Below are 20,936 nucleotides of genomic sequence, written 5' to 3' on the forward strand. Positions count from 1 at the left end.
GTGCAAATAAGAAATTTTCCCTTTGCGTAAGTTATGGGTGCATTTCGCAACACCTATATTAAAAAATTCACTTTATCTTAAGCTTAAACGTCAACACCCTCTACATTGATAACTCGGCTGTTTTCGTCATTGCCGGCTCGAAGCTTTATTGTTATGCAGTCATCAGGCAAAGCATCAGCGATATTTTCGCTCCATTCAATTATCAACACGCCTGTATCAAGATAATCGAAAAAGCCTATCGCATACAAATCGTCAATGCCGTTTATGCGGTACATATCGAAGTGATATATCTTGCATCTGCCCTCGTACTCGTTAACAAGCGCAAAGGTTGGACTTGAAACACAGTCCTCTGTTCCAAGCCCTGCGGCAATGCCTCTGGTGAGTGCTGTTTTGCCCATACCAAGCCCACCGTACATAGCAATTACTTCATTGCCTTTCAAAGCTTTCGCTATTTTTTGTCCGATTTTTTCAGTTGTTTCAGGTGAATCAGAATAAAATTCTATCATTAAACAATCATCTCTGTCTTAGAATAATCCTGAAATTACTCCGCTGTCATCAACGTCAATTCTCTCAGCGGCAGGAACCTTTGGAAGTCCGGGCATTGTCATTATGCTGCCTGTTAAGGCTACAACAAAGCCTGCGCCGTTTGAAAGGGTTAAATCACGGACTGTAATTGTAAAGTCTTTCGGCGCTCCGAGCAGTGTCGGGTCATCTGACAAGCTGTACTGAGTTTTTGCTACACATACCGGAAGTGCGTTGCCTCCAAGCTTTTCAATCTCCTTAAGAGCCTTTTCAGCCTGAGCAGTAAAGGTAACGTTGCCTGCGTGATAAATTTTTGTTGCAATTTCATTAAGCTTTTCTTTTATTGTTAGGCTGTTATCATAACAGAAATGGAAGTCATTTGGCTTTTCACAGGCTTCAACAACCTTTTGTGCAAGCTCCTTTCCGCCTTCTCCGCCATTTGAGAAGACGTCTGACAGTGCAAAGTCAGCGCCGTTTTCGTGGCAGTACTTTTCAATATATTCAAGCTCAGCGTTCGTATCGGTTGGGAACTTATTGATTGCCACAACAACCGGCACACCGTAGCTCTTCATATTCTCAATGTGAACGCCTAAGTTGCAGATACCTGCTTTAAGCGCTTCTAAGTTTTCTTCGCCAACATTAGCCTTTGGCACTCCACCGTTATATTTGAGCGCACGGCAGGTTGCAACAACTACAATAGCGCTTGGGGTAAGTCCTGCATAGCGGCACTTGATATCGAGGAATTTTTCTGCGCCAAGGTCAGAGCCGAAGCCTGCCTCTGTAATACAGTAGTCAGCAAGCTTTAATGCAAGCTTAGTAGCTCTTACTGAATTACAGCCGTGTGCGATATTTGCAAACGGACCGCCGTGCATAATTGCGGGAGTGCCCTCAATAGTTTGAACAAGGTTTGGCATTATTGCGTCCTTAAGAAGCGCCGCCATTGAGCCTTGTGCATTTAAATCTTTAGCAAAAACCGGCTCACCGTCAAGATTATAGGCTATAAGAATTCTTCCGAGCCTGTCCTTTAAATCCTTAATATTGCTTGCAAGGCAGAGAATAGCCATAACCTCACTTGCAACGGTTATGATAAAGCCGTCCTCTCTCGGTACGCCGTTTATCTTTCCGCCAAGACCTATTACAATATTACGAAGCGCACGGTCATTCATATCAAGGCATCTTTTAATTAAAATTCTGCGCTGGTCAATTTTAAGTGAATTGCCCTGCTGGAGGTGATTGTCAAGCATAGCACAAAGCAAATTGTTTGCAGAGGTAATTGCGTGCATATCGCCGGTGAAATGAAGGTTAATGTCCTCCATCGGCAAAACCTGTGCATATCCCCCGCCTGCTGCACCGCCCTTGATACCGAAAACCGGACCGAGCGACGGCTCACGCAGAGCTATTATAGCGTTTTTGCCAATCTTAGCCATAGCCTGTCCGAGTCCTGCTGAGGTTGTTGTTTTACCCTCGCCTGCCGGAGTTGGGTTGATAGCCGTTACAAGAATCAGCTTGCCGTCCTTATTGTCCTTCACGCGTTCAAAAAGGCTCTCGTTAAGCTTTGCCTTATATCTTCCATATGGCTCAAGCTCCTCTTCTCTAATCCCTATTGAGTCTGCAATCTCCTTAATTGGTCTGAGCTTTGTCTGCTGGGCTATTTCGATATCTGTGAGCATTTTTATTCCTCCTATATGAAATTTATATGGGATTAATCTTAAAAAATTATATCATAAAGCTATGCCTTTAACAAGAGCTAAATAAGATTATACAAAACAAAATACAGCGCCGAATTTCTGCTTTTTCAATTCGGTGCTGTATTGAATTAGAAATTAAATTTGCTGATTAAAGGAGCGAGCAAACAATGTCGCCCATTTCCTTGCAGCTGACTTTCTTTGTACCCTCTGTGTAGATATCAGGTGTTCTGTATGTTTCAAGTGCCTTTGCAACTGCATTTTCTATTGCGTCGGCAGCCTGCGGCTGGTCGAGAGAATGCTTGAGCATCATTGCAACAGAAAGGATTGTTGCCAACGGGTTTGCAATGCCAAGGCCTGCAATATCAGGTGCTGAACCGTGAATAGGCTCATAAAGTCCTGCTTTTTTCTCATTAAGGCTTGCAGATGCGAGCATACCGATTGAGCCGCTTATCATTGAAGCCTCGTCAGAGAGAATATCACCAAATATATTTGATGTAACGATAACATCGAACTGACCCGGATTGCGTACAAGCTGCATAGCACAGTTGTCAACATAAAGGTGGTTAAGCTCAACCTCAGGATAATCCTTTGATACTCTGATAATTGTTTCTCTCCAAAGTCTTGAAGACTCAAGAACATTTGCCTTGTCAACGCTTGTGAGCTTCTTGTTTCTGTTCATAGCCATATCAAATGCTACTCTTGCGATTCTTTCTATTTCAGGAACGGTGTACATCTCTGTATCATATGCAGCATCTTTGCCGTCAACTTCCTTTCTGCCTCTTTCACCGAAGTAGATACCGCCTGTAAGCTCTCTTACAACCATAACGTCAAGAGCCTTGCCGATGATTTCATCTTTAAGCGGAGAAGCATTCTTAAGCGGTTCAAAAATAACTGCAGGACGAAGATTTGCGAAAAGTCCGAGTGCCCCTCTGATGCCGAGAAGTCCTGCCTCAGGGCGAAGGTTACCCGGAAGTGTATCCCACTTAGGGCCGCCAACTGCGCCCAGAATAACAGAATCAGCAGCCTTACACTTTGCAACTGTTTCATCCGGAAGCGGAACTCCCGTTGCGTCTATTGCACAGCCGCCGAGAAGAGCCTCTTCATATTCAACTGTGAAGTTGAATTTTTCTGCTGTCTTATCAAGAACCTTTACTGCCTCATTAACGATTTCAGGGCCTATACCGTCACCCTTGAGTAATACAAGCTTATAATTTTTCATTGTGATTATCTCCTATTTGAATTTGATATTTAAAGTATGCCACAGTGACAAAAAATAGAATGTAAACTATGCTACAATCTGCCGATTATTCGTCAGCTTTTTCATACGGCGCCAAGGCATAAACCTCACAAACCTTATCACGCTGCCATAATAATGTGTTAATTCTCAGCGAATAGCCAAAGCCGTTGTCCATTCGCCAATCGTAAGGCTGTGCGTGCGGCAGACCGTATACAGAAAGTAAATTCATTATAACGCCGCCGTGAGTAATAACAACAGCGCTTGTTTCACCCGAAGCTACAAGATCACCCACTATTCTTTCAAACGCACGGCAAATCCTGCGCAAAAAAGCTTCTCCGCTTTCGCCGTTTGGCGGCGTAAATTGATTGGCTGAATTTCCAAGCCACTTAGCAAAGCTGTCTTCCTTTGCTAAATCGGCAACAGTTTTGCCTTCCCAATCACCGAAATTACATTCAGAAAGGCCGCCAATAATCTTCGGTGTTATAGCAGGATATAGTATGCCTGCCGTTTGCACACAGCGCTGCAGAGGACTTGAATAGACAATTGGAGTCCCAGGATAATCATACTCCTCATTGTATTTTTTCAGAAGGTCAACGCCCTTTTTTGACAACGGAACATCAGTTGAGCCTATGTACTTTCCTTTTTCGTTTTCATCGGTCAAACCATGACGAATAAGGTGAATTTGGTAAGTTTTCATAAATAGCTCCTTTAAAATACTGTAATAATGACGAAGAACGCCCACTTTACAAATTGTTGATTTTATTATATACTATTCGTATACTAATTACGATGTTGTAATTCTTTTGTTGTATTTTTTTAATCTATTTAACATCTTTTTAATTTTCGTTTGAAGGTGTAGGTATGAACAAGGACTTTTCAAGAATAATAACCTTGCTGCGCAAGGAAAAGGGCTTGAGCCAAAAGCAGGTTGCGGCTGACCTTGGCGTTTCACAGGCTCTTTTATCTCACTATGAAAAAGGAATAAGGGAATGCGGACTTGATTTTGTAATCAAGGTTGCCGGATATTACGATGTTTCAACTGACTATCTGCTCGGCAGAACGGTGCAGCGAAACGGTGCAAAAATCGCAATAAATGATTTGCCGGAAATTACTGCTTCCGAAAGCAAAACAAGCAGCGCAAAGAGCAATATATTATCTGTTCTGAATAAAAGGCTAATTGTCAACTCAATTGAATTGATTTTTGACCTTCTTGAGGAAATAGGCAGCAAGGGTCTGACAACCGAGGCTTCAAATTATCTAATGATTTCTGTTTACAAAATGTTCAGAACAGTTTATAGCTGCGGCGGCAAAAACCCAAAGGGCGTGTTCTCTGTTGATGAAAGTATTGCCGGCGGCGTTTTTACAGCGTTACAAAGCCTTGCCGAGGCTTATTCCGGCTCTTTGGCGTCAGGCAACAGCTGCGACGGCTTTGACGGCGTATCACTTAACAGGGTACCTAATCTGTCGCCCGAAATAATAGCAAAGAAATATCCGCTTTATTTCTCCTCGTTATTCAATTTAATCAAGCTTTGCGAGGACAAGGTTAATAAGAAATAAAAATTGAGAACTGAAACGGCACAGCTATGTGCCGTTTTTTGTTTTTTATTACTAAACATAAAGAGACGGAAAAGCTCCGTCTCTTTAATATATTAATTTAATTACTGAGCGCTTGAGCTGCTTGAAGAACTGCTTGCACTCTCAAATGAAATTGCATCGCTGTGCGTAAATTCACTTGACGTGCTTGTTGTATCAGATGAGCTTGTTGAGGTTGGCTCAGGTCCTAAGCTGACTACGATTGTTACAGCAGAACCGTATTCAACCTTATCGCCTTTCTTATTGTCCTTATAGGAGATTACAGCGTTCTCCGGAACATCATCGCTGAACTCCAAAACAACATCTGTAAGAAGATGCTCATTTGTCAGAGCCTTAAGAGCCTGCTCATATGAAAGCTTTTCAATATCAGGAAGAGTTCTTGTCTTTGAACCCTTACTTATTGTAACTGCGATTGTAACACCGTCTTTACCTCTGTTAATGGTTGTTCTTCCCTCAGGCGACTGCTCGCATATAAAGCCCTCGGCAACAGTATCACTGAATGCATCATCAATTGTTCTGATTACAATATATTCTCCGTCGCTCTCTTCCGCCTTTTTCTGAGCATCCTCAAGCTTTAAGCCGATAAAGCTCGGAACACGGAAAAACTCACTATCTTTCGGATATGTGAAGTCCTCACCCTGCGGTTCTGTTACAGCAGTGCTTGCTGTTGGATCTGTGGGAGATTCAGCGGTCTGGAACATACCCTCAAACGGGTTAGTTGAAATCCACCAGAAACCAAGAGCTGAGAATATTATAAGCGCAATTATTGCAGCAATAAGACCCCATGCAAAGTTTGAAATGCCCTTCTTCTCTTCGACATCCTCTTCAACCATTGGAACAACAGCAGGTCTTGCAATTTCTTCCTGTATCGCCTTAACCGTCGGCGCTGCACTTAATTGTGCACGCATTGATTCAAAATCTGTTATTCTTTGCTCTTTGTCAACCTGCAAGCCGTTTGCAAGTGCAGAAACAACATGAGGCGGAAGCTTTTTAACAACATTTGTGCTGATAAGAAGTCTGCCGTCTTCCTTTCTTTTTACTGCGTCAGCAGGAAGCTTTCCTGCAAGCGCATAGAAAAGGGTTGCTGTAAAACCGTAGATTTCGGTCTGCTCGTCAATAACGCCGTCCTCCTCATACTGCTCAGGAGCACTGCATCCGGAATAAAGAACATCTGCAACCTTATTCCCTTTTTGACGTACCTCATTTATTGCAAAATTAATAAGCCTTATCTTGCCGGCTGATGTAACAACAAGGTTGTCCGGTGAAACGCCGAGGTGATAAACACCGTCACTGTTCATCTGCGAAAGAGCAGACAACAGCGGCATAAACAGCGGTCTTGCATTGTCCCAATCCATATTATCTCCGCTGCGCTCAATATACTCCTCAAACGGAATAACATCATCTACCTCTTCAACGGCATAAACAGTATTGTTCTCCTCAAAAACCTCAAGGATATTTGTAACCGCACTAAGCTCGCTGAATTTCTTAACCTTAGTGTAAATTGTTTTGAACTCCTCAAGATATTTTGAATAAACAGATTCGCTGCCATTATTTGGGGTAAGTGAATCATCACCTGAATCTCTTGTGCAAAGCCCTGCCGGAAGAAACTCCCTGATGTTAACAACCGTATTCTCTTTTTCATCGTACCCAATATATGTAGCGCTGTCTGTGCTGTTCACAAGGATTTTTCCGACTGTATACCTATCCTGAAGCCTTTTGCCAAGGGGCAAAAAAGGAGCTTTCTGCTGTGTATTTTTATCAAAGCCGCAATTCGGACAAATTTTTTTGCCGCAGCTTTCTTTCATACAACCGTAGCATAATTCAGGCATTCTAACACCTTCTTTCACATTATCGAACATATTATAACATAAAGACTGCTGTAAATTCAAGTTTTACAGCAATCTTAGTTATAACATTTTTGTAAATTATAAAAGAATTATTCCTCCATCTGCTTACCGAGGAATACAGCGGCTGACTGCACGAGCTTTATTTCTGTTTCTGTCGGCATTGATTTATTTTCTCCGAAAAGCATTATAACGCTTCCCATAACGTCACCGGAGGATATTATAGGATACATAACAGCCGCTGTTCCGTCCAAGCCCTCAACAGGGTGAATTTCTCCGAGCTGACCGTCACGAGCCACAAAACTTCGGCGTGTTTCCATAAATTCGTCTATTACAGGTGACAACCGACGTTCAAGATAATCACGCTTTGGCACGCCTGAAACCGCAACTATATGCTCACTGTCACTTATAATAATAGGCATTCCCGAAACCTTGTATAATACCTCTGTGTATAAAACAGCAAGATTTACAAGCTCTCCCATGGGAAGATATTTTTTAAATATAACCTCTCCGTTGCCGTCTGTGTATATTTCAAGCGGTGCGCCTTCCTTTATTCTGAGTGTACGGCGTATTTCCTTTGGTATGACAACTCTGCCGAGGTCGTCGATTCGTCTGACTATTCCTGTTGCTTTCATATATATTAATCTCCTTATCCTCATTCTCTATTGGCAAAACCATCACGATTTTTGCAATAATATTGTTTGATTAGAAGATTTTTTTATACAAAAAAGTCAATAAATTCTTTAAAATTGAGTACGAGAACAAACATCGGGTATGCTCTCATACCCGAAGTTGCAAATTCTTCGTTTGTTATGGTGTGGTTAAGTATTCAACAACTAAATGCTTTCTCATAGTCGTGGGTTTGCTCTGACGGTAATAAGAATAGATTGCTACTATATTTCCGTTCTCATCAACTATTCCTGTTATATCGCCCTGCAATTTCTTAACATAGCGATACATTGCATTGTTGTATTGAACCGAGCTTACGTTTCCGTTTGCTTATCCGATTTCTGCTTAACGACACAGCGTTCTCAAAATACAGACAAATATTCGTCCAGTTGCTGTTCTTCAAGTTCAGCAATATAATCAGCAAACAATGCCATATTACCATTAACGGCATACTCTTCAAGTAGATTGAAATATTCAAATCTATCTTCCGTATTAACGGAAACAGGCAGGAATCCGTTTTTCATAAGCTGATAGTTCATAATCAGCCGTGAAGTTCTCCCGTTGCCATCAACAAACGGATGAATTTTAACAAACTCGGCATGAGTCCATGCAGACTAATCTCCGTACAAAATTCAGGGGAAGCAAGAACACTCTGCTTCCCCTGAAAATTAGTCTTTAGAATGACAGGAACCACTCATCGGGCAGTTTGAACACCCACAGCCGCAAGAGGATTTCCCCTTTTTTTTATTTCGCACCATTGCAACTATAATTGCCGCAACTATTGCAAGTATGATAAAGGTAATAATAATAGTCGCCAAGTTTTGATAAATCCATGCAAGCACCTTAAAACCTCCTGTTCTATACTTTCTACTATATCGTCTTTACCCTTTTATTGAGTTTTGCAGATTCTTTGTAGGGTTTGAACAACATATATAGCATACAGATAAGCAATAAAACTGCAACGATAAGACCTATCACATTGAGATTGCCTGTAAACACAGAACCAATCTGATAAATCATAAGCGATATTACATAAGCAAAACCACACTGATAAAGTATTGCAAAAGCAGTCCATTTTGCCGAGTTCATTTCACGCTTGATTGCTCCGATTGCAGCAAAGCAAGGTGCGCAAAGCAGGTTAAACGTGAGGAACGAGAAACCGCTGACAGCAGTAAACGCACCGGCGATATTCTGGTAAACAGTTCCGTCACCGCCACCGTAGAGAATACCCAGAGTTCCGACTATATTTTCTTTTGCAACAAGACCTGTAATTGACGCAACAGCTGCCTGCCAGTTGCCCCAACCGATAGGATTGAATATCCACGCAATTGCGTTTCCTATTGCGGCAAGAATACTACAATCAATTTGTTCTTCCGTAAGCATTTGGAATGAACCGTCAACAAAGCCAAAGTACGTTGTAAACCAAACAAGTATTGTTGAAATCAAGATAATTGTACCGGCTTTTTTGATAAACGACCAGCCACGTTCCCACATTGAACGAAGAACATTCCCAACAGTCGGCATATGATAAGCAGGTAATTCCATTACAAACGGAGCAGGCTCACCTGAGAATGGTTTTGTCTTTTTAAGCATAATTCCGGATATGATGATAGCCGCCATACCCATAAAGTATGCACAGGGAGCTACCCACCAAGCTCCGCCAAAGATTGCGCCTGCAATCATTGCAATGAACGGCAGCTTTGCACCACAAGGGATAAACGTAGTTGTCATAATGGTCATTCTGCGGTCACGTTCATTTTCAATTGTTCTTGAAGCCATTATTCCCGGAACGCCGCATCCTGTGCCGATAAGAACAGGAATAAAGGATTTGCCGGAAAGACCAAATTTACGGAAGATACGGTCAAGTACAAAAGCAATTCTTGACATATAACCGCAAGCCTCAAGAAATGCAAGGAAGATAAACAGCACAAGCATCTGTGGTACAAATCCGAGTACTGCACCAAGACCTGCGACAATACCATCAAGGATTAAACCTTGCAGCCAGTCTGCACAATTTACTGAGTTAAGTCCGTTTTCAATCAATACGGGAATACCGGGAACCCACACGCCGTAATTTGCAGGGTCAGGCTCTTCACACTCGTATTTTTCATAAACCTCAATAGCGTCTGTAAGCTCTACGCCTGTGAACGTCACATCTTCAGTTGCCAGGGTTTCTTCATCTTCAATGGTATATTCAGCTGTGTCGTTCGGTAAGAACTGCGAGGAATACGATTTTAAAGATGATAAAGCAACTGATGAGTCAAAGGTTTCAGACTCTGTATTCAAAGCTTCTGAAAGCTCTTCGCTTCCCTCTTTGTCCAAATCTATAAATGCGTTAACTACGTTTGAAGCATCACCAAACTCTTCTGCTGCCTCTTCACAAGCTGACGAGCCTATTCCAAGCAGATGCCATCCGTCGCCAAATACTCCGTCATTTGCCCAGTCTGTTGCCAATGTTCCGACGGTGGTTACCGATATAAAGTAAACAATAAACATAATAACTGCAAATATAGGAAGTGCCGCAAAGCGGTTAGTGACAACCTTATCAATTTTATCTGAAGTGGAAAGCTTACCTGCGCTCTTCTTTTTGTAACAGCCTTTCATAAGCTGTGCAATATATATGTAACGTTCATTGGTTATGATACTTTCTGCATCATCGTCAAGTTCTTCTTCGGCTGCCTTGATATCGTCCTCAATATGACTTAGGGTTGTATCGGGAAGCTTGAGTTGTTCAAGAATTTTGTCGTCACGTTCAAAAATTTTGATTGCGTACCAACGCTGCTGCTCAGAAGGCATATCGTGAACAGCCGCCTCTTCAATATGAGCAATCGCATGCTCAACAGGTCCTGAAAATGTGTGCATAGGAACCGTCTTTGAATTTTTCGCCGCATCAATTGCCGCATTGGCCGCTTCCATAACGCCGTTACCTTTCAGGGCTGAAATCTCTACAATTCTACAGCCCAGTTCACGTGAAAGCTCAGCAATGTTAATTTTGTCGCCGTTTTTTCTGACAATATCCATCATATTGATAGCAACAACCACAGGAATACCAAGCTCAGTAAGCTGTGTTGTCAGGTACAAGTTTCTTTCAAGGTTTGTTCCGTCAACTATGTTGAGTATAGCGTCCGGACGTTCTCCTATAAGGTAATTTCGTGCCACAACCTCCTCAAGAGTGTAGGGTGAAAGAGAATAAATTCCGGGCAGATCAGTAATAACTACACCGTTGTGCTTTTTCAGCTTGCCTTCCTTTTTCTCCACAGTAACACCCGGCCAGTTTCCGACAAACTGATTTGAACCTGTCAGAGCGTTAAAAAGAGTTGTTTTACCGCAGTTTGGGTTACCTGCAAGGGCAATTCTCAAATCCATATGCATTTCCTCACTTTCAAGTTAGTTTTTGCTAACTTTAATTCATAATTTAATGGGGATTTAACCCCATAAATAACAACCAAATAATTGTATTCTCTTAAATATAAGCAACGATTACGTTGCTCAATACAACGTGCTTTTGACTTTACTTTTTAGTATCATTGTTAAAAGTGAAATTTATTCGACTTCTACCATTTCTGCGTCTGCCTTGCGGATTGAAAGCTCATATCCACGAACAGTTACTTCAACCGGATCGCCCAAGGGCGCAACCTTGCGAATATGTACTTCAACACCCTTTGTGATTCCCATATCCATAATGCGGCGCTTTACTGCCCCCTCTCCGTGAAGCTTTACAACCTTGACGGTATCGCCTATTTTTGCCTGTTTCAAAGTTTTCATCTTGCTCTCCTCCTCGTTAATAATTAAACCAAATTGTCGCAGAAAACTATATCATAATTTTTTGCGCCATTTCTTTACTGATTGCAATGCGGGATTCCTTAACCTTTACTATAACATTACCTCCGATTGTGTTAATCACCGTTACGGCTCCACCAACGTTAAAGCCAAGGTTTTCAAGATGTGTTTTCACCTCATTCTTTCCGCTGATTTTCTTGATTATATTTTCTTCCCCGATATCTGCCAGTGTTAGCGGCATCATTTTTACACCTTCTTCAATTTACAGTAGATTAGCATACGCTAACTACAAAGCCAAAAAATCAGTTAGCTTTCGCTAACCAGATAATAGTATAACTTTAATAAGTGAAACTGTCAACACTATTTTCCCTGTTATTTCTTTAATTTGAAAAATTCAGCAAGTTCAACAATAAGTTAGCTCTCGCTAACCTGTATTACTATACAAGTTTTAGGTAGATTTTGTTATCAAATACTCTCTCTTGCACAATGCATGGGCATCAATTGCTTGATTTTAATTAATGTTTGTGTTATGCTATTCTAAATTAAATTGTAATTGATTTCAATCAATTATTTTGGAGGAATTTGTATGCGTCTACAGGAATCCGGTGAAATGTACCTGGAAACCATCTACATTTTATCTAAAAAGCACGGTGCTGTACGTTCTATTGACGTCGGTGAATATATGGGGTTCTCAAAACCCAGCGTCAGCCGTGCTATAGGTATTCTTAAAAACGGAGGTTATGTTACTTCCAATTCAGACGGTTTTTTGTTGCTGACTGATGTTGGTCTTGAAGTTGCACATAAAATTTACGAAAGACACACAATGCTTACCAATTTTTTAATGTATCTTGGTGTAAGCGAAAAAACCGCAGAAACGGACGCCTGCAAAATTGAACACTATATTAGTGATGAAACCTTTGAGGCTATGAAACAACATGCTAAAAAATACAAAAAAGAGATTTAAATCACAATCACCCGCATATCGGCAATATCATTAAGTTAAGGAACAAGACACTCACTATTATAGTGGGTGCCTTGTTTTTTAGAATATTCTTTAATAAATAAATTGACGAAATGCGCTCTATGATTTATGTTCTCATATTTTCCTATTCGATAGATACTTTCTTTCACTGCCTGTTTCTATGCAGATAGAACTGCATAAGCATAACGACTATATTCATACAGCCGCCGAGCTGCACCGCCGGGTAGATGCTATCAAAGCATACAACCGTCAAGTGCAGCTCAGCGAAGAGATTAAATTTTAAATCATTCAACGATTATTCTGTATTTTTCAGTGCTTGATCCATAGGTATTTTTTTAATTCTCCTAAAATCCAAGAGCGCAACTATTAAATAACCAATCAGCACAAACAGGAACATCTTTGCATATCCGACCGGGCTGATTTGAAATGTGAACCATCCGCTGTACTCCAACATAATTGCCTCCCACGCCTTGCTCATTACAAGCGAGCCAAGCAAAACGCTTATGGCATCTGCAATCAGCAGGATTATGGTCGTGGATTTCAGATACAGACTTGCAATTTCTCGGTTTTCGTAGCCGAGAATCTTTGTCATAGAAATGGCGTTCTCGTTTTTCTCAATAATAATCTTGCTCAACAGATAAATCATCACTGCCGACAGAAGAACACACAGCACTTGGAAATACTGCATATACGAGCCCATTGAGTGGTCAAGCTGATCGCACATCTTTGTGATATCCTGCTCGGTAATTACTGTGGCAATGTTATCCTCGCTTATATCGGTAATTTCTGTATTGGACAGGTATCCGCTGAACTCGTCTTTCTCCAAATCAAAAGCTGTGCGAAACTCATCAATCGGCATAAAAACCGAAATGTTCAGGGACTTATCATAAAAGCCTGCAACCTTAAAGGAATACTGCTTGTTCTCATACTTTTCGTCAAGCGTAACTGTGTCACCAAGAGAAACGCCGTATTTTTCAGAAAATGAATTTGAGATGTAAACCTCGCCGTCCTGCAAAGACTGCAAATCTTTAATGTTTACATATTTGCTGTTATCTGCAATGCCGTAAACGGAGATTTCTTCGTTGAGAGCGTCGCTCTTTCTTTGCAGGGAATTCATACAAAACGGCTCGGCATCGTTGTTTTCTGTAGTGACAACATTTCCGTCCTTATCCTCATAGGAATTCAGCACATACTGATAGTTTGAGAACATCATATCCCCTGCATTTTCCTTGTAATAATCAAGCGTTTCGGGCATTCCTACCGCCATTGCCATCATTATCATAATGAAAAATACACCGAAGAACAAAATCAGGTAATTGGGGATATTCTGGAAGATGATGCGTAGACGGAATCGGCGGAAGAACTTCCACTTAGGCAAACGCATAGCTTTTTTTCTTCTGTTCTTTTTCAAATCACCACGCAAAAATTGCAGAGGTGTATGCTGCATCTTCTTTAAGATTATTAACAGATTGACAACAAACATCAGCACCAGCGGAATCAGCGTTGTTTTAATAAATGCGTCCGTGTTCCATATGGTTTCGTATGCAGGCAGACTGTAACTGTTGTAATACATAGACACTACAACATTTTTGAAAACAGTGTAGCCGAGAACATTGCCGACCGCCGCCGAAATCAACGTTACAATCACAGGCATAGCAAGGTAGTGTCTGACAAGCTCACCTTTAGTGTAACCTGAGGCACGTAAAGTTCCGATAGTTTTTGATTCCTTTGTGATGGTATTGCTTATGGTCACTGCAAAAATGAAAGCAATAATGATAATAAAAATATCCAGCAGAACGCCGCCCATAGCTACATCGCTGCCCATATCATCTGTCGCAAAATTTATAGCCTGATTGGCGTATTTGGGCAGATAATTCTCAAGCCCGTTCTCAAAAACCACAGTCTGAGTCATAAGTGCAGGGAGCAAATTGTCAGATAGCTTCTTTTCTGCATTTTCATCAGTAGGTTTATTTATGTACTGCCAAGCGTAGTTGTAATGAACATCACTTTTAAAACGGTCAAAGCCTTCGTCGGTCACCATTGCCACATTGAATTTTAGCGCATCAAACATTAAATCCGTGTTTTTTTCATGCAGTGTGGAATAGTTGACATAAGCGATAAGTCCGACGATACGGAAGCTTTTTGAGCCTATGGTAATATTGTCACCGACCTTTACACCCACATTATCTGCGTGCATACGGTCAATTGCGATTTCGTCATCTGCTTCGGGAACTCTGCCGTCCATCAGGCAGGCAAGGTTGATATTCTCGGTTTTTGCAAACACTCGAACCGTTCCGTCAATCTCACCGTCGTTATTGTTGTCCTCATCCTCGTTACGGAAGAAATTTTCGTAAAGCTTTACAGGCACAGGCTGAAAATCGGGATCATTTAATTCGTATTTTTCCTCCGCATCGGCATACTTTTCATCAATCTCCGTCAAAATATCGTCCCACGCTTCATCATAGGCACTTTGATATGCTTCATCGTAGGCTTTGTTATACTTCTCTTCGTAGGCTTTATCGTATGCTGTCTGATAATCACCGTTCTGTTTTGCCTGCTCAATCGCCGCAGGAAGCATAGCGGCAATCTCAGTTTCATTCATTCCCTGCGCCGCAAGTCCGCTTTTGATTTGTGCGGCAAATGCTTCGTTAAATTCGGTGGCAAAATTTTTATCAAATTCCTTGGTAAATTCCGCTTTGAATTCGTCTTCAAATTTTTCGTCAAGCTCTGCCTTGGCTTCGTCGGTATAGTACGCTTTTACATCAGCCTTTTCACCGGTTGAAATGGCAGAAAGCAATTCTGCATCTGCTTTTTCGTTGAGCTCAAAGTGGCCGTCCTCCAGCTTGTATTCCGAAATGCCGTTGTTTGCCGCCGCCATCATACTTTCGTTTGCCACATACATTCCTGATACAAATCCTATGACAAGAATCAGAAACAAACTGACTACAAGATACTTGCGCCAATCACCAAGCAGTTCCTTTGGAATACGTTTTACGAGCGGATTATGAATTTTCTTTTTCATACTTGTTCCACTCCTTACCATTCCAGCTCGGCAGCGGAAATTTTGTGGTCATTATGCTCGTTCAGGCGTACCTTGCCGTCGCGCAGCTTTACGATATGATCTGCCATACCCTTAATAGCCTCATTATGCGTGACCATAATGACAGTATTTTTATATTTGGCATTGATATCCCCGATTAGCTTAAGGATTTCCTTAGAGGTGGTATAATCCAGCGCACCTGTCGGCTCGTCGCAGAGCAGAATATCGGGATTTTTGACAATCGCTCTGCCGATAGAAACACGCTGCTGTTGACCGCCTGACAGCTGATTGGGCAGCTTATGGCGGTGTTCATAAAGCCCGAGCGTATTTAGCAGTTCGTCAATATCCAGTGGATTGTCCGAAAGATATGCCCCCACCTCGATATTTTCTTTTACATTCAGGTTTCCGATAAGGTTGTAAAGCTGGAATACATAGCCCAAGTGCTTACGGCGATATTGCGTCAAACGCTTTTCACCCAAATCCTCCAATTTGTCACCGCCGATAGAGATATATCCGGAGTCAGCGTTGTCGATACCTCCAATGATATTTAGCAAAGTGGATTTTCCCGAACCCGAAGGACCGAGAAGCACACAAAACTCGCCTTTTTCTACTGAAAAGCTTAAGCCCTTGAGCACTTCCTGACGGGTTTCTCCGCTGCCAAAGGATTTCTTTAAATCTACAATTTTCAAAAAATTCTTTTCTGTATCTGACATAATAAATTCTGTCCTTTCTTATCTGTGAAACAACGAAAAGCCTTTTTTCTCATAAGGCTCGGTATGTATTGCTGTAACGTTATATCCTGATTTTCCGATAACCTCTTTCAGTTTTTCTTCGTCAAGGGTTGACTGTGCAATAATTTCCGTTTTCCCTTTACTGTGAGAAGATGTGACCTTCTTCACGGCAAAATTCTGCCGCACTGCGTCATTGACGTGCGCCTCGCACATTCCGCAAGCCATACCTTCGATATCTAATGTGATTTTTATCATAATGATTTCCTCCAATCAATTGCTTTTAGTTGCCTCAGCATATTTAGGTTAGCAACAGCTAACCATGCAGTACAATAAAAGCGACCACCGTGCGTTAGCGGCCGCCAACTTTGTGTTTAGTATATCACAGAAAAATTCCTTTTGTCAAGATACGGCAGTAATGTTTAAAATCTTTGAGCTGAGTTATAAATTTCATGTCTTGCAAGTGCTTTGCAGGACTCAATCGCATCATCATTTGGCGCATCGTTGCAGATTACCGTACCATACCTAAAAATGATAGTAAAGGTATATTTTAAAAATTTACAAATAAGCAAATAACAGAGCCGGATATAAAATACCGACTCTGATCTGTATACCGTCTTATCCAATCGACCACTTCGGGCAATAGAGAGGGAAGTTTTGCTCACAAGTCCATCGGTTCTGCGGCTAAAGCGTCTAGCTCTGTGATGATGGTTATTCAATCATTATTTCTTTAATTGAAATCTTCTTTATTCTTTCAGAATACACATACATCAAAATTTCATAAATCAGTATAAAAGCAACAAGTGAAATAATCATAACAGGAAAATCAAATTCATAAATAGGCATACCCTCAAAATCTTTAAATACAATATCCACCATAATCCGAAGCAAGACGTACTGATACACTGTTCCAATGGCAAAGCCAATATAGGACATTGGTCTGTATCCGCTGAGAATTGCCTTGCAGCAGTCTTTTTGTGAATAGCCAAAAACCTGCATCATAGCTATTGTTCTTGTATTTCCATTGATAACTGTTGTGATAGCGAGGAACATCGTTGTAAATGCCAGAACAAGACCGATAATCAGTATCATTGCCCCCATCATTTCGCTTGACAGGTCTTTCATACTAAAGGACATCTGTGTCATAGCGGAAAAGGAGAAAGAAGCAAATATTATGAAAAATACAAGTACTTTCTTGCTTTTTAAGGTATTTCTTTTCAGGTCATCCACAAAAGAATACTCGCTGTGTTTATCCTTTTTATGCTTCTTAACTTTGGCTAAGGATTTAAAATCCTCTTTTAATAGTGATAATACGGGTCTCTTTAATTTGCACCAGGCATAGCTAATGGCAAGCAGAGAGAAACCGACTGTCGGCAATATAACAAAATAAAGAAAAATAATTGGATGAAAGTTTATTGCTATCTCCGGAAGAATTTTATCTTTATTTTGTAAGGCATAAAGCCATGGCATCAGCAGAAATGCTCCGCCGAAACCAATCACAGTTCCAATAAACGCACTTATTCCAAATACCCAAAAGCTTTTTGCGATTTTTAGATTTGAATACCCTAAAGCCTTTAAGATACCAAGCTCCTTTTTGTGGGTATCAATATAATGCTTGATATAAAACATAAGCATAACCGCTGAAGTGATCAACAGACAACCGCCGCTTACAAGACAAACCACCTTTGCCGTCGATACCTGAGCGTTATAATAAATTAAAGATAATTCTGATGTTATTTCACTTTCAATGGACTGAACATCAAAATAAAAGTTCAAAAACATAGTACATACAAGTACGGCACAGCAGGCGATGATGGAAATGCCGATGAGCTTTGCAGCGTTTTTTATTCCTATAAGCATCTCATCACCACCCAATCTCATAAGCGGACTTTTGAACTTCGTTTTGGTAAATTTCCGATATTTTTCCGCTGTTCATTTTAACAACAGTTTTGGCCATTTCCGCAATATTCAAATTATGCGTTACCATTACAATCGTAAAGCCATACTGCTTTTTTAACTTGCAAATATAGTCCAGCACCTGTCTGCCCGTCTGCTCATCCAATGCGCCAGTAGGCTCGTCCAGGAACAATACCTTTGGCTTTTTCGCTAACGCTCTTGCAACAGAAACTCTTTGCTGTTCGCCGCCTGAAAGCTCACTCGGATATTTATGTAGTTTTTCTCCAAGCCCGACTGCTTCAATAACATTTTTATAATCTTTGTTGCCTGCTAAGTCAGCGCCCATTTTCACATTTTTATCTACGCTCATGTCAGGGAGCAAATAATACTGCTGAAAAATAAATCCAACATTTTCCTTGCGAAATACAGTTAATTCTTTGTCAGAAAGTGCTGTAATTTCCGTTGTATCATAAAACACTTTACCGCTGTCAGGGCGTTCAAGCCCCGAAATCACATTCAAAAAGGTAGACTTTCCCGAACCTGACGCACCGAGGATCACAACAAAATCTCCGTCCTGAATTTCAAGGCTGATACCTTGTAATACCTGAAATCGGCTTTCACCGTTCCCGTATGATTTTATAATGTCTTTCACTTTAATCATTGTTTTTATACTCCTTTATATTATTCAAAATACCCATAAATACCTCTGTAATCATCGAACTGATTTCATCACCTGTGAATCGGCACATTTTGGTGGCATAGCTTGTCCCTCTCTTTTATAAACCAGCCGTTTTACATCACTTGTTTTTATTATACTCAGAACTGCATAAAAAGTCAATAGGCGGCAGAGCATTACAGCCTGCCGCCTATATGCTATTTGTAAATGATTTCCTTTTCCACAATCTCCATCGCACAAGCCCGTATGTTATTGAGCCGATAGGCTGTTGTTCTTCTTTTAGAAGTGTTATGGCAATGGAAATAATAATCGCCAAGCAATTCGTCCCATCTGCAACAAGTATATCCAAAGAATTTAAAATATCCAGAGATTTTTTTTAATGATAAAACGGGATTTATTGCACCATTTTCAATTCATAAAGGCGATAGATTTTCTTATACATTGCACCCGTAAACATCATTTTGAAAAAGAATTTATCAAAACCACTTAGCTCATTAACTAACCTATCAGGTGTTAATGAGTGTTCAGACTTGAGCTTAATTCTTGTATTTTGAAGAATAGGTCGAAAGTCATCAATGCCATAAAGCTTTGTTACACCTACATCATTAACAGGATTTTTATACTTTGAGGCTTTTGCACCAAATTCCGTATAAACGTCCATTAAGATATGCAGCCTTTGATATTTCTCCTGCAAAACAAGGAGGAAGCCTTTTATCTGTTCATTGGAAAGGTACATACTGACACCTTCAAGAATAACAATAGCTGAATTGCCATTAGGAAGTGACTTAATATTCTCAGGATTTGCAGCGTCGAAATTTACCATATGATAATTGTCTGTTTCTTCATAATAGTTTTTTCTTAAAGCAATAACATCCGGAAAATCTCCGTCAATCCAATTTTTATATGGGCTTATTATTCTTTGGCATCTGCTGTCCAAACCGCATCCTATGTGTAAAACAACTGCTTCTTTATCTTGTTTGAGCATCTCTTCCGTCCAATCATCAAACACCTTAGCTCTCATTGCCATATTATATGTAAGCCACTTTGATTTAGATTTTCCTCTGATTGGGAATGACTCTTTCTCCCATATTTTTTCCGCCATAGGGTCTTTTAAAATAATTCCCTTCTTGCTAACCTGCGATTTACCATACAGCGGAATAAACAAAGTTTTATTTACTTCGTTCATAATTTCGACACCTACACAAATCTTATTTATCATACAAATATTATATCGCAGTCAAAATTAACCGTCAATCAAATTTACATACTCTTCGTAAAGCTCTCCGACTCATCCTATGTCATATCCTAAGTTTCATCTTCGCTCTGCTGTCTTTCAAGTGTCTGATTTTAGGCATCAATAACCATACTATTGAGTAATTACCTTGCTTCTTTTGAAACAGGGTGAGTAATCTTGCTGAAATACTTTTCAGCGTTATCATCAATAAATGTGCTTGCAGGCATTGCAACGAACAAGCCTTTTGCGAAACTCATAACCCTAATGCCGTGAATTGCTACTGCGCCGCCGATTGTAACACTTGCAAAAGCTTTTTGAATCCTCAAACGTAAAACTTATTATTCTCAAACGTTTTGTTTCAAACATTTCATCACTCCAGAAAATCAAATTTGCTTAATTTAAATTATACCATATCAATAAAAAAAAGAGAGTAGAAAACTCTACTCTCTTGTGGCTCCCCCAACTGGGCTCGAACCAGTGACATCATGATTAACAGTCATGCGCTCTACCGACTGAGCTATGGAGGAATATATGTGTTGGCATCTCCCTATCTTCCCGGGCCGTCTCCAGCCAAGTATTTTCGGCACCGCTGAGCTTAACTTCTGTGTTCGGTATGGGAACAGGTGGACCCTCAGTGTCATCAATACCAACTTGTTTGTGGTTTTCCCACATATATATATTTATCACCTTTCGGCGTAAATATTCATGGTGACTCGTGGGGGAATCGAACCCCCGTCGCCGGCGTGAGAGGCCGGAGTCTTAACCGCTTGACCAACGAGCCATATTGCTCGGGGCCGACGGTTTTCCATCAGCCCCTCATCTTTGGTGCACCATCAGGGACTCGAACCCGGGACACCCTGATTAAGAGTCAGGTGCTCTACCAACTGAGCTAATGGTGCATTTTTCTGTGCTTACACCTAAGCACCCTGAAAACTGAATAAAGATTTAGAAAAGAAGAAACATTGCACTGAGTTAACCAAAAGGACTGTGGTCAAGCCCTCGACCTATTAGTACTGCCAAGCTGAATGCCTCACGGCACTTACACAC

The 20,936-nt window shown here is 40.8% G+C and carries 20 protein-coding genes, 3 tRNA genes, 1 rRNA gene and 1 pseudogene; 2 read left to right on the forward strand and 23 right to left on the reverse strand.

Annotated elements, in window-relative coordinates; translation table 11 throughout:
* Positions 1-83: 83 nt before the first annotated feature.
* From tsaE to GMA13_RS05325, 4 genes are all read right to left on the reverse strand, one after another.
* Positions 84-506 carry a tRNA (adenosine(37)-N6)-threonylcarbamoyltransferase complex ATPase subunit type 1 TsaE gene (gene tsaE / locus GMA13_RS05310; RefSeq protein ID WP_255883127.1) on the reverse strand — a complete coding sequence of 141 codons (423 nt, stop codon included), beginning with the start codon at positions 504-506 and terminating at the stop codon, positions 84-86.
* Between the two features lie 18 nt (positions 507-524).
* Positions 525-2,192, reverse strand: coding sequence for a formate--tetrahydrofolate ligase (locus GMA13_RS05315; RefSeq protein ID WP_255883128.1), 1,668 nt, complete (start codon positions 2,190-2,192; stop codon positions 525-527).
* 166 nt (positions 2,193-2,358) lie between these two features.
* A complete protein-coding gene (leuB, locus tag GMA13_RS05320) occupies positions 2,359-3,429 on the reverse strand; it encodes a 3-isopropylmalate dehydrogenase (RefSeq protein WP_255883129.1) in 1,071 nt (356 codons plus the stop codon).
* A gap of 85 nt (positions 3,430-3,514) precedes the next feature.
* Positions 3,515-4,144 (reverse strand): histidine phosphatase family protein, encoded by a 630-nt coding sequence (locus GMA13_RS05325; RefSeq protein ID WP_255883130.1) that lies wholly within the window; start codon positions 4,142-4,144, stop codon positions 3,515-3,517.
* Between the two features lie 164 nt (positions 4,145-4,308).
* Here GMA13_RS05325 and GMA13_RS05330 point away from each other — a divergent pair, with 164 nt between their 5' ends.
* A complete protein-coding gene (locus GMA13_RS05330) occupies positions 4,309-5,004 on the forward strand; it encodes a helix-turn-helix domain-containing protein (protein WP_255883131.1) in 696 nt (231 codons plus the stop codon).
* A gap of 101 nt (positions 5,005-5,105) precedes the next feature.
* On the opposite strand, the gene GMA13_RS05335 is transcribed toward GMA13_RS05330, so the two are convergent.
* From GMA13_RS05335 to GMA13_RS05365, 7 genes and pseudogenes are all read right to left on the reverse strand, one after another.
* Positions 5,106-6,869 (reverse strand): PASTA domain-containing protein, encoded by a 1,764-nt coding sequence (locus tag GMA13_RS05335; RefSeq protein WP_255883132.1) that lies wholly within the window; start codon positions 6,867-6,869, stop codon positions 5,106-5,108.
* 107 nt (positions 6,870-6,976) lie between these two features.
* Positions 6,977-7,519, reverse strand: a complete 543-nt coding sequence (locus GMA13_RS05340) for a stage V sporulation T C-terminal domain-containing protein (protein WP_255883133.1) — start codon at positions 7,517-7,519, stop codon at positions 6,977-6,979.
* Between the two features lie 396 nt (positions 7,520-7,915).
* A pseudogene (locus GMA13_RS05345) lies at positions 7,916-8,152 on the reverse strand (Fic family protein); the annotation flags it as partial.
* 69 nt (positions 8,153-8,221) lie between these two features.
* The gene (locus GMA13_RS05350; RefSeq protein WP_255883134.1) at positions 8,222-8,395 is read right to left on the reverse strand and encodes a FeoB-associated Cys-rich membrane protein; all 174 of its coding nucleotides are present in this window, start codon (positions 8,393-8,395) and stop codon (positions 8,222-8,224) included.
* Positions 8,396-8,423: 28 nt separating this feature from the next.
* Complete coding sequence (feoB, locus tag GMA13_RS05355; protein WP_255883135.1) at positions 8,424-10,919, reverse strand: ferrous iron transport protein B; 2,496 nt, start codon at positions 10,917-10,919, stop codon at positions 8,424-8,426.
* Between the two features lie 177 nt (positions 10,920-11,096).
* Positions 11,097-11,318 carry a ferrous iron transport protein A gene (locus GMA13_RS05360; RefSeq protein WP_255883137.1) on the reverse strand — a complete coding sequence of 74 codons (222 nt, stop codon included), beginning with the start codon at positions 11,316-11,318 and terminating at the stop codon, positions 11,097-11,099.
* A gap of 46 nt (positions 11,319-11,364) precedes the next feature.
* On the reverse strand, positions 11,365-11,577 hold the full coding sequence (locus GMA13_RS05365) for a FeoA family protein (protein ID WP_255883138.1): 213 nt from the start codon (positions 11,575-11,577) through the stop codon (positions 11,365-11,367).
* A gap of 342 nt (positions 11,578-11,919) precedes the next feature.
* Between GMA13_RS05365 and GMA13_RS05370 the strand changes: the two genes are divergently transcribed.
* Positions 11,920-12,297, forward strand: coding sequence for a metal-dependent transcriptional regulator (locus GMA13_RS05370; RefSeq protein WP_255883139.1), 378 nt, complete (start codon positions 11,920-11,922; stop codon positions 12,295-12,297).
* Between the two features lie 163 nt (positions 12,298-12,460).
* Here the strand turns inward: GMA13_RS05370 and GMA13_RS05375 are convergent, their stop codons facing one another.
* The 12 genes from GMA13_RS05375 to GMA13_RS05430 all read right to left on the reverse strand — a co-directional run bounded on the left by GMA13_RS05375 (position 12,461) and on the right by GMA13_RS05430 (position 20,788).
* The gene (locus GMA13_RS05375; protein ID WP_255883140.1) at positions 12,461-12,607 is read right to left on the reverse strand and encodes a hypothetical protein; all 147 of its coding nucleotides are present in this window, start codon (positions 12,605-12,607) and stop codon (positions 12,461-12,463) included.
* Between the two features lie 3 nt (positions 12,608-12,610).
* A complete protein-coding gene (locus tag GMA13_RS05380) occupies positions 12,611-15,337 on the reverse strand; it encodes an FtsX-like permease family protein (RefSeq protein WP_255883141.1) in 2,727 nt (908 codons plus the stop codon).
* A 14-nt stretch (positions 15,338-15,351) separates the two neighbouring features.
* Positions 15,352-16,068, reverse strand: a complete 717-nt coding sequence (locus GMA13_RS05385) for an ABC transporter ATP-binding protein (protein ID WP_255883142.1) — start codon at positions 16,066-16,068, stop codon at positions 15,352-15,354.
* Between the two features lie 18 nt (positions 16,069-16,086).
* The gene (locus GMA13_RS05390; RefSeq protein WP_255883143.1) at positions 16,087-16,341 is read right to left on the reverse strand and encodes a heavy-metal-associated domain-containing protein; all 255 of its coding nucleotides are present in this window, start codon (positions 16,339-16,341) and stop codon (positions 16,087-16,089) included.
* Between the two features lie 453 nt (positions 16,342-16,794).
* Entirely contained in the window at positions 16,795-17,943 is a 1,149-nt protein-coding gene (locus GMA13_RS05395) for an ABC transporter permease (RefSeq protein WP_255883144.1), read from the reverse strand.
* Between the two features lie 4 nt (positions 17,944-17,947).
* The gene (locus tag GMA13_RS05400) at positions 17,948-18,640 is read right to left on the reverse strand and encodes an ABC transporter ATP-binding protein (protein ID WP_255883146.1); all 693 of its coding nucleotides are present in this window, start codon (positions 18,638-18,640) and stop codon (positions 17,948-17,950) included.
* A gap of 409 nt (positions 18,641-19,049) precedes the next feature.
* Positions 19,050-19,841 (reverse strand): class I SAM-dependent methyltransferase, encoded by a 792-nt coding sequence (locus GMA13_RS05405; protein ID WP_255883147.1) that lies wholly within the window; start codon positions 19,839-19,841, stop codon positions 19,050-19,052.
* Between the two features lie 191 nt (positions 19,842-20,032).
* Positions 20,033-20,215, reverse strand: a complete 183-nt coding sequence (locus GMA13_RS05410; RefSeq protein WP_255883149.1) for a septation protein SpoVG family protein — start codon at positions 20,213-20,215, stop codon at positions 20,033-20,035.
* A 125-nt stretch (positions 20,216-20,340) separates the two neighbouring features.
* Positions 20,341-20,416: transfer RNA gene (locus GMA13_RS05415), tRNA-Asn, on the reverse strand.
* Positions 20,417-20,423: 7 nt separating this feature from the next.
* Positions 20,424-20,540: ribosomal RNA gene (gene rrf, locus GMA13_RS05420) — 5S ribosomal RNA — on the reverse strand.
* 55 nt (positions 20,541-20,595) lie between these two features.
* Positions 20,596-20,670, reverse strand: a tRNA-Glu gene (locus GMA13_RS05425).
* Between the two features lie 42 nt (positions 20,671-20,712).
* Positions 20,713-20,788: transfer RNA gene (locus GMA13_RS05430), tRNA-Lys, on the reverse strand.
* Positions 20,789-20,936: the final 148 nt, after the last annotated feature.

It is taken from the genome of Ruminococcus sp. zg-924, from assembly GCF_024433635.1.
In the GTDB taxonomy this organism is placed as follows: domain Bacteria; phylum Bacillota; class Clostridia; order Oscillospirales; family Acutalibacteraceae; genus UBA7067.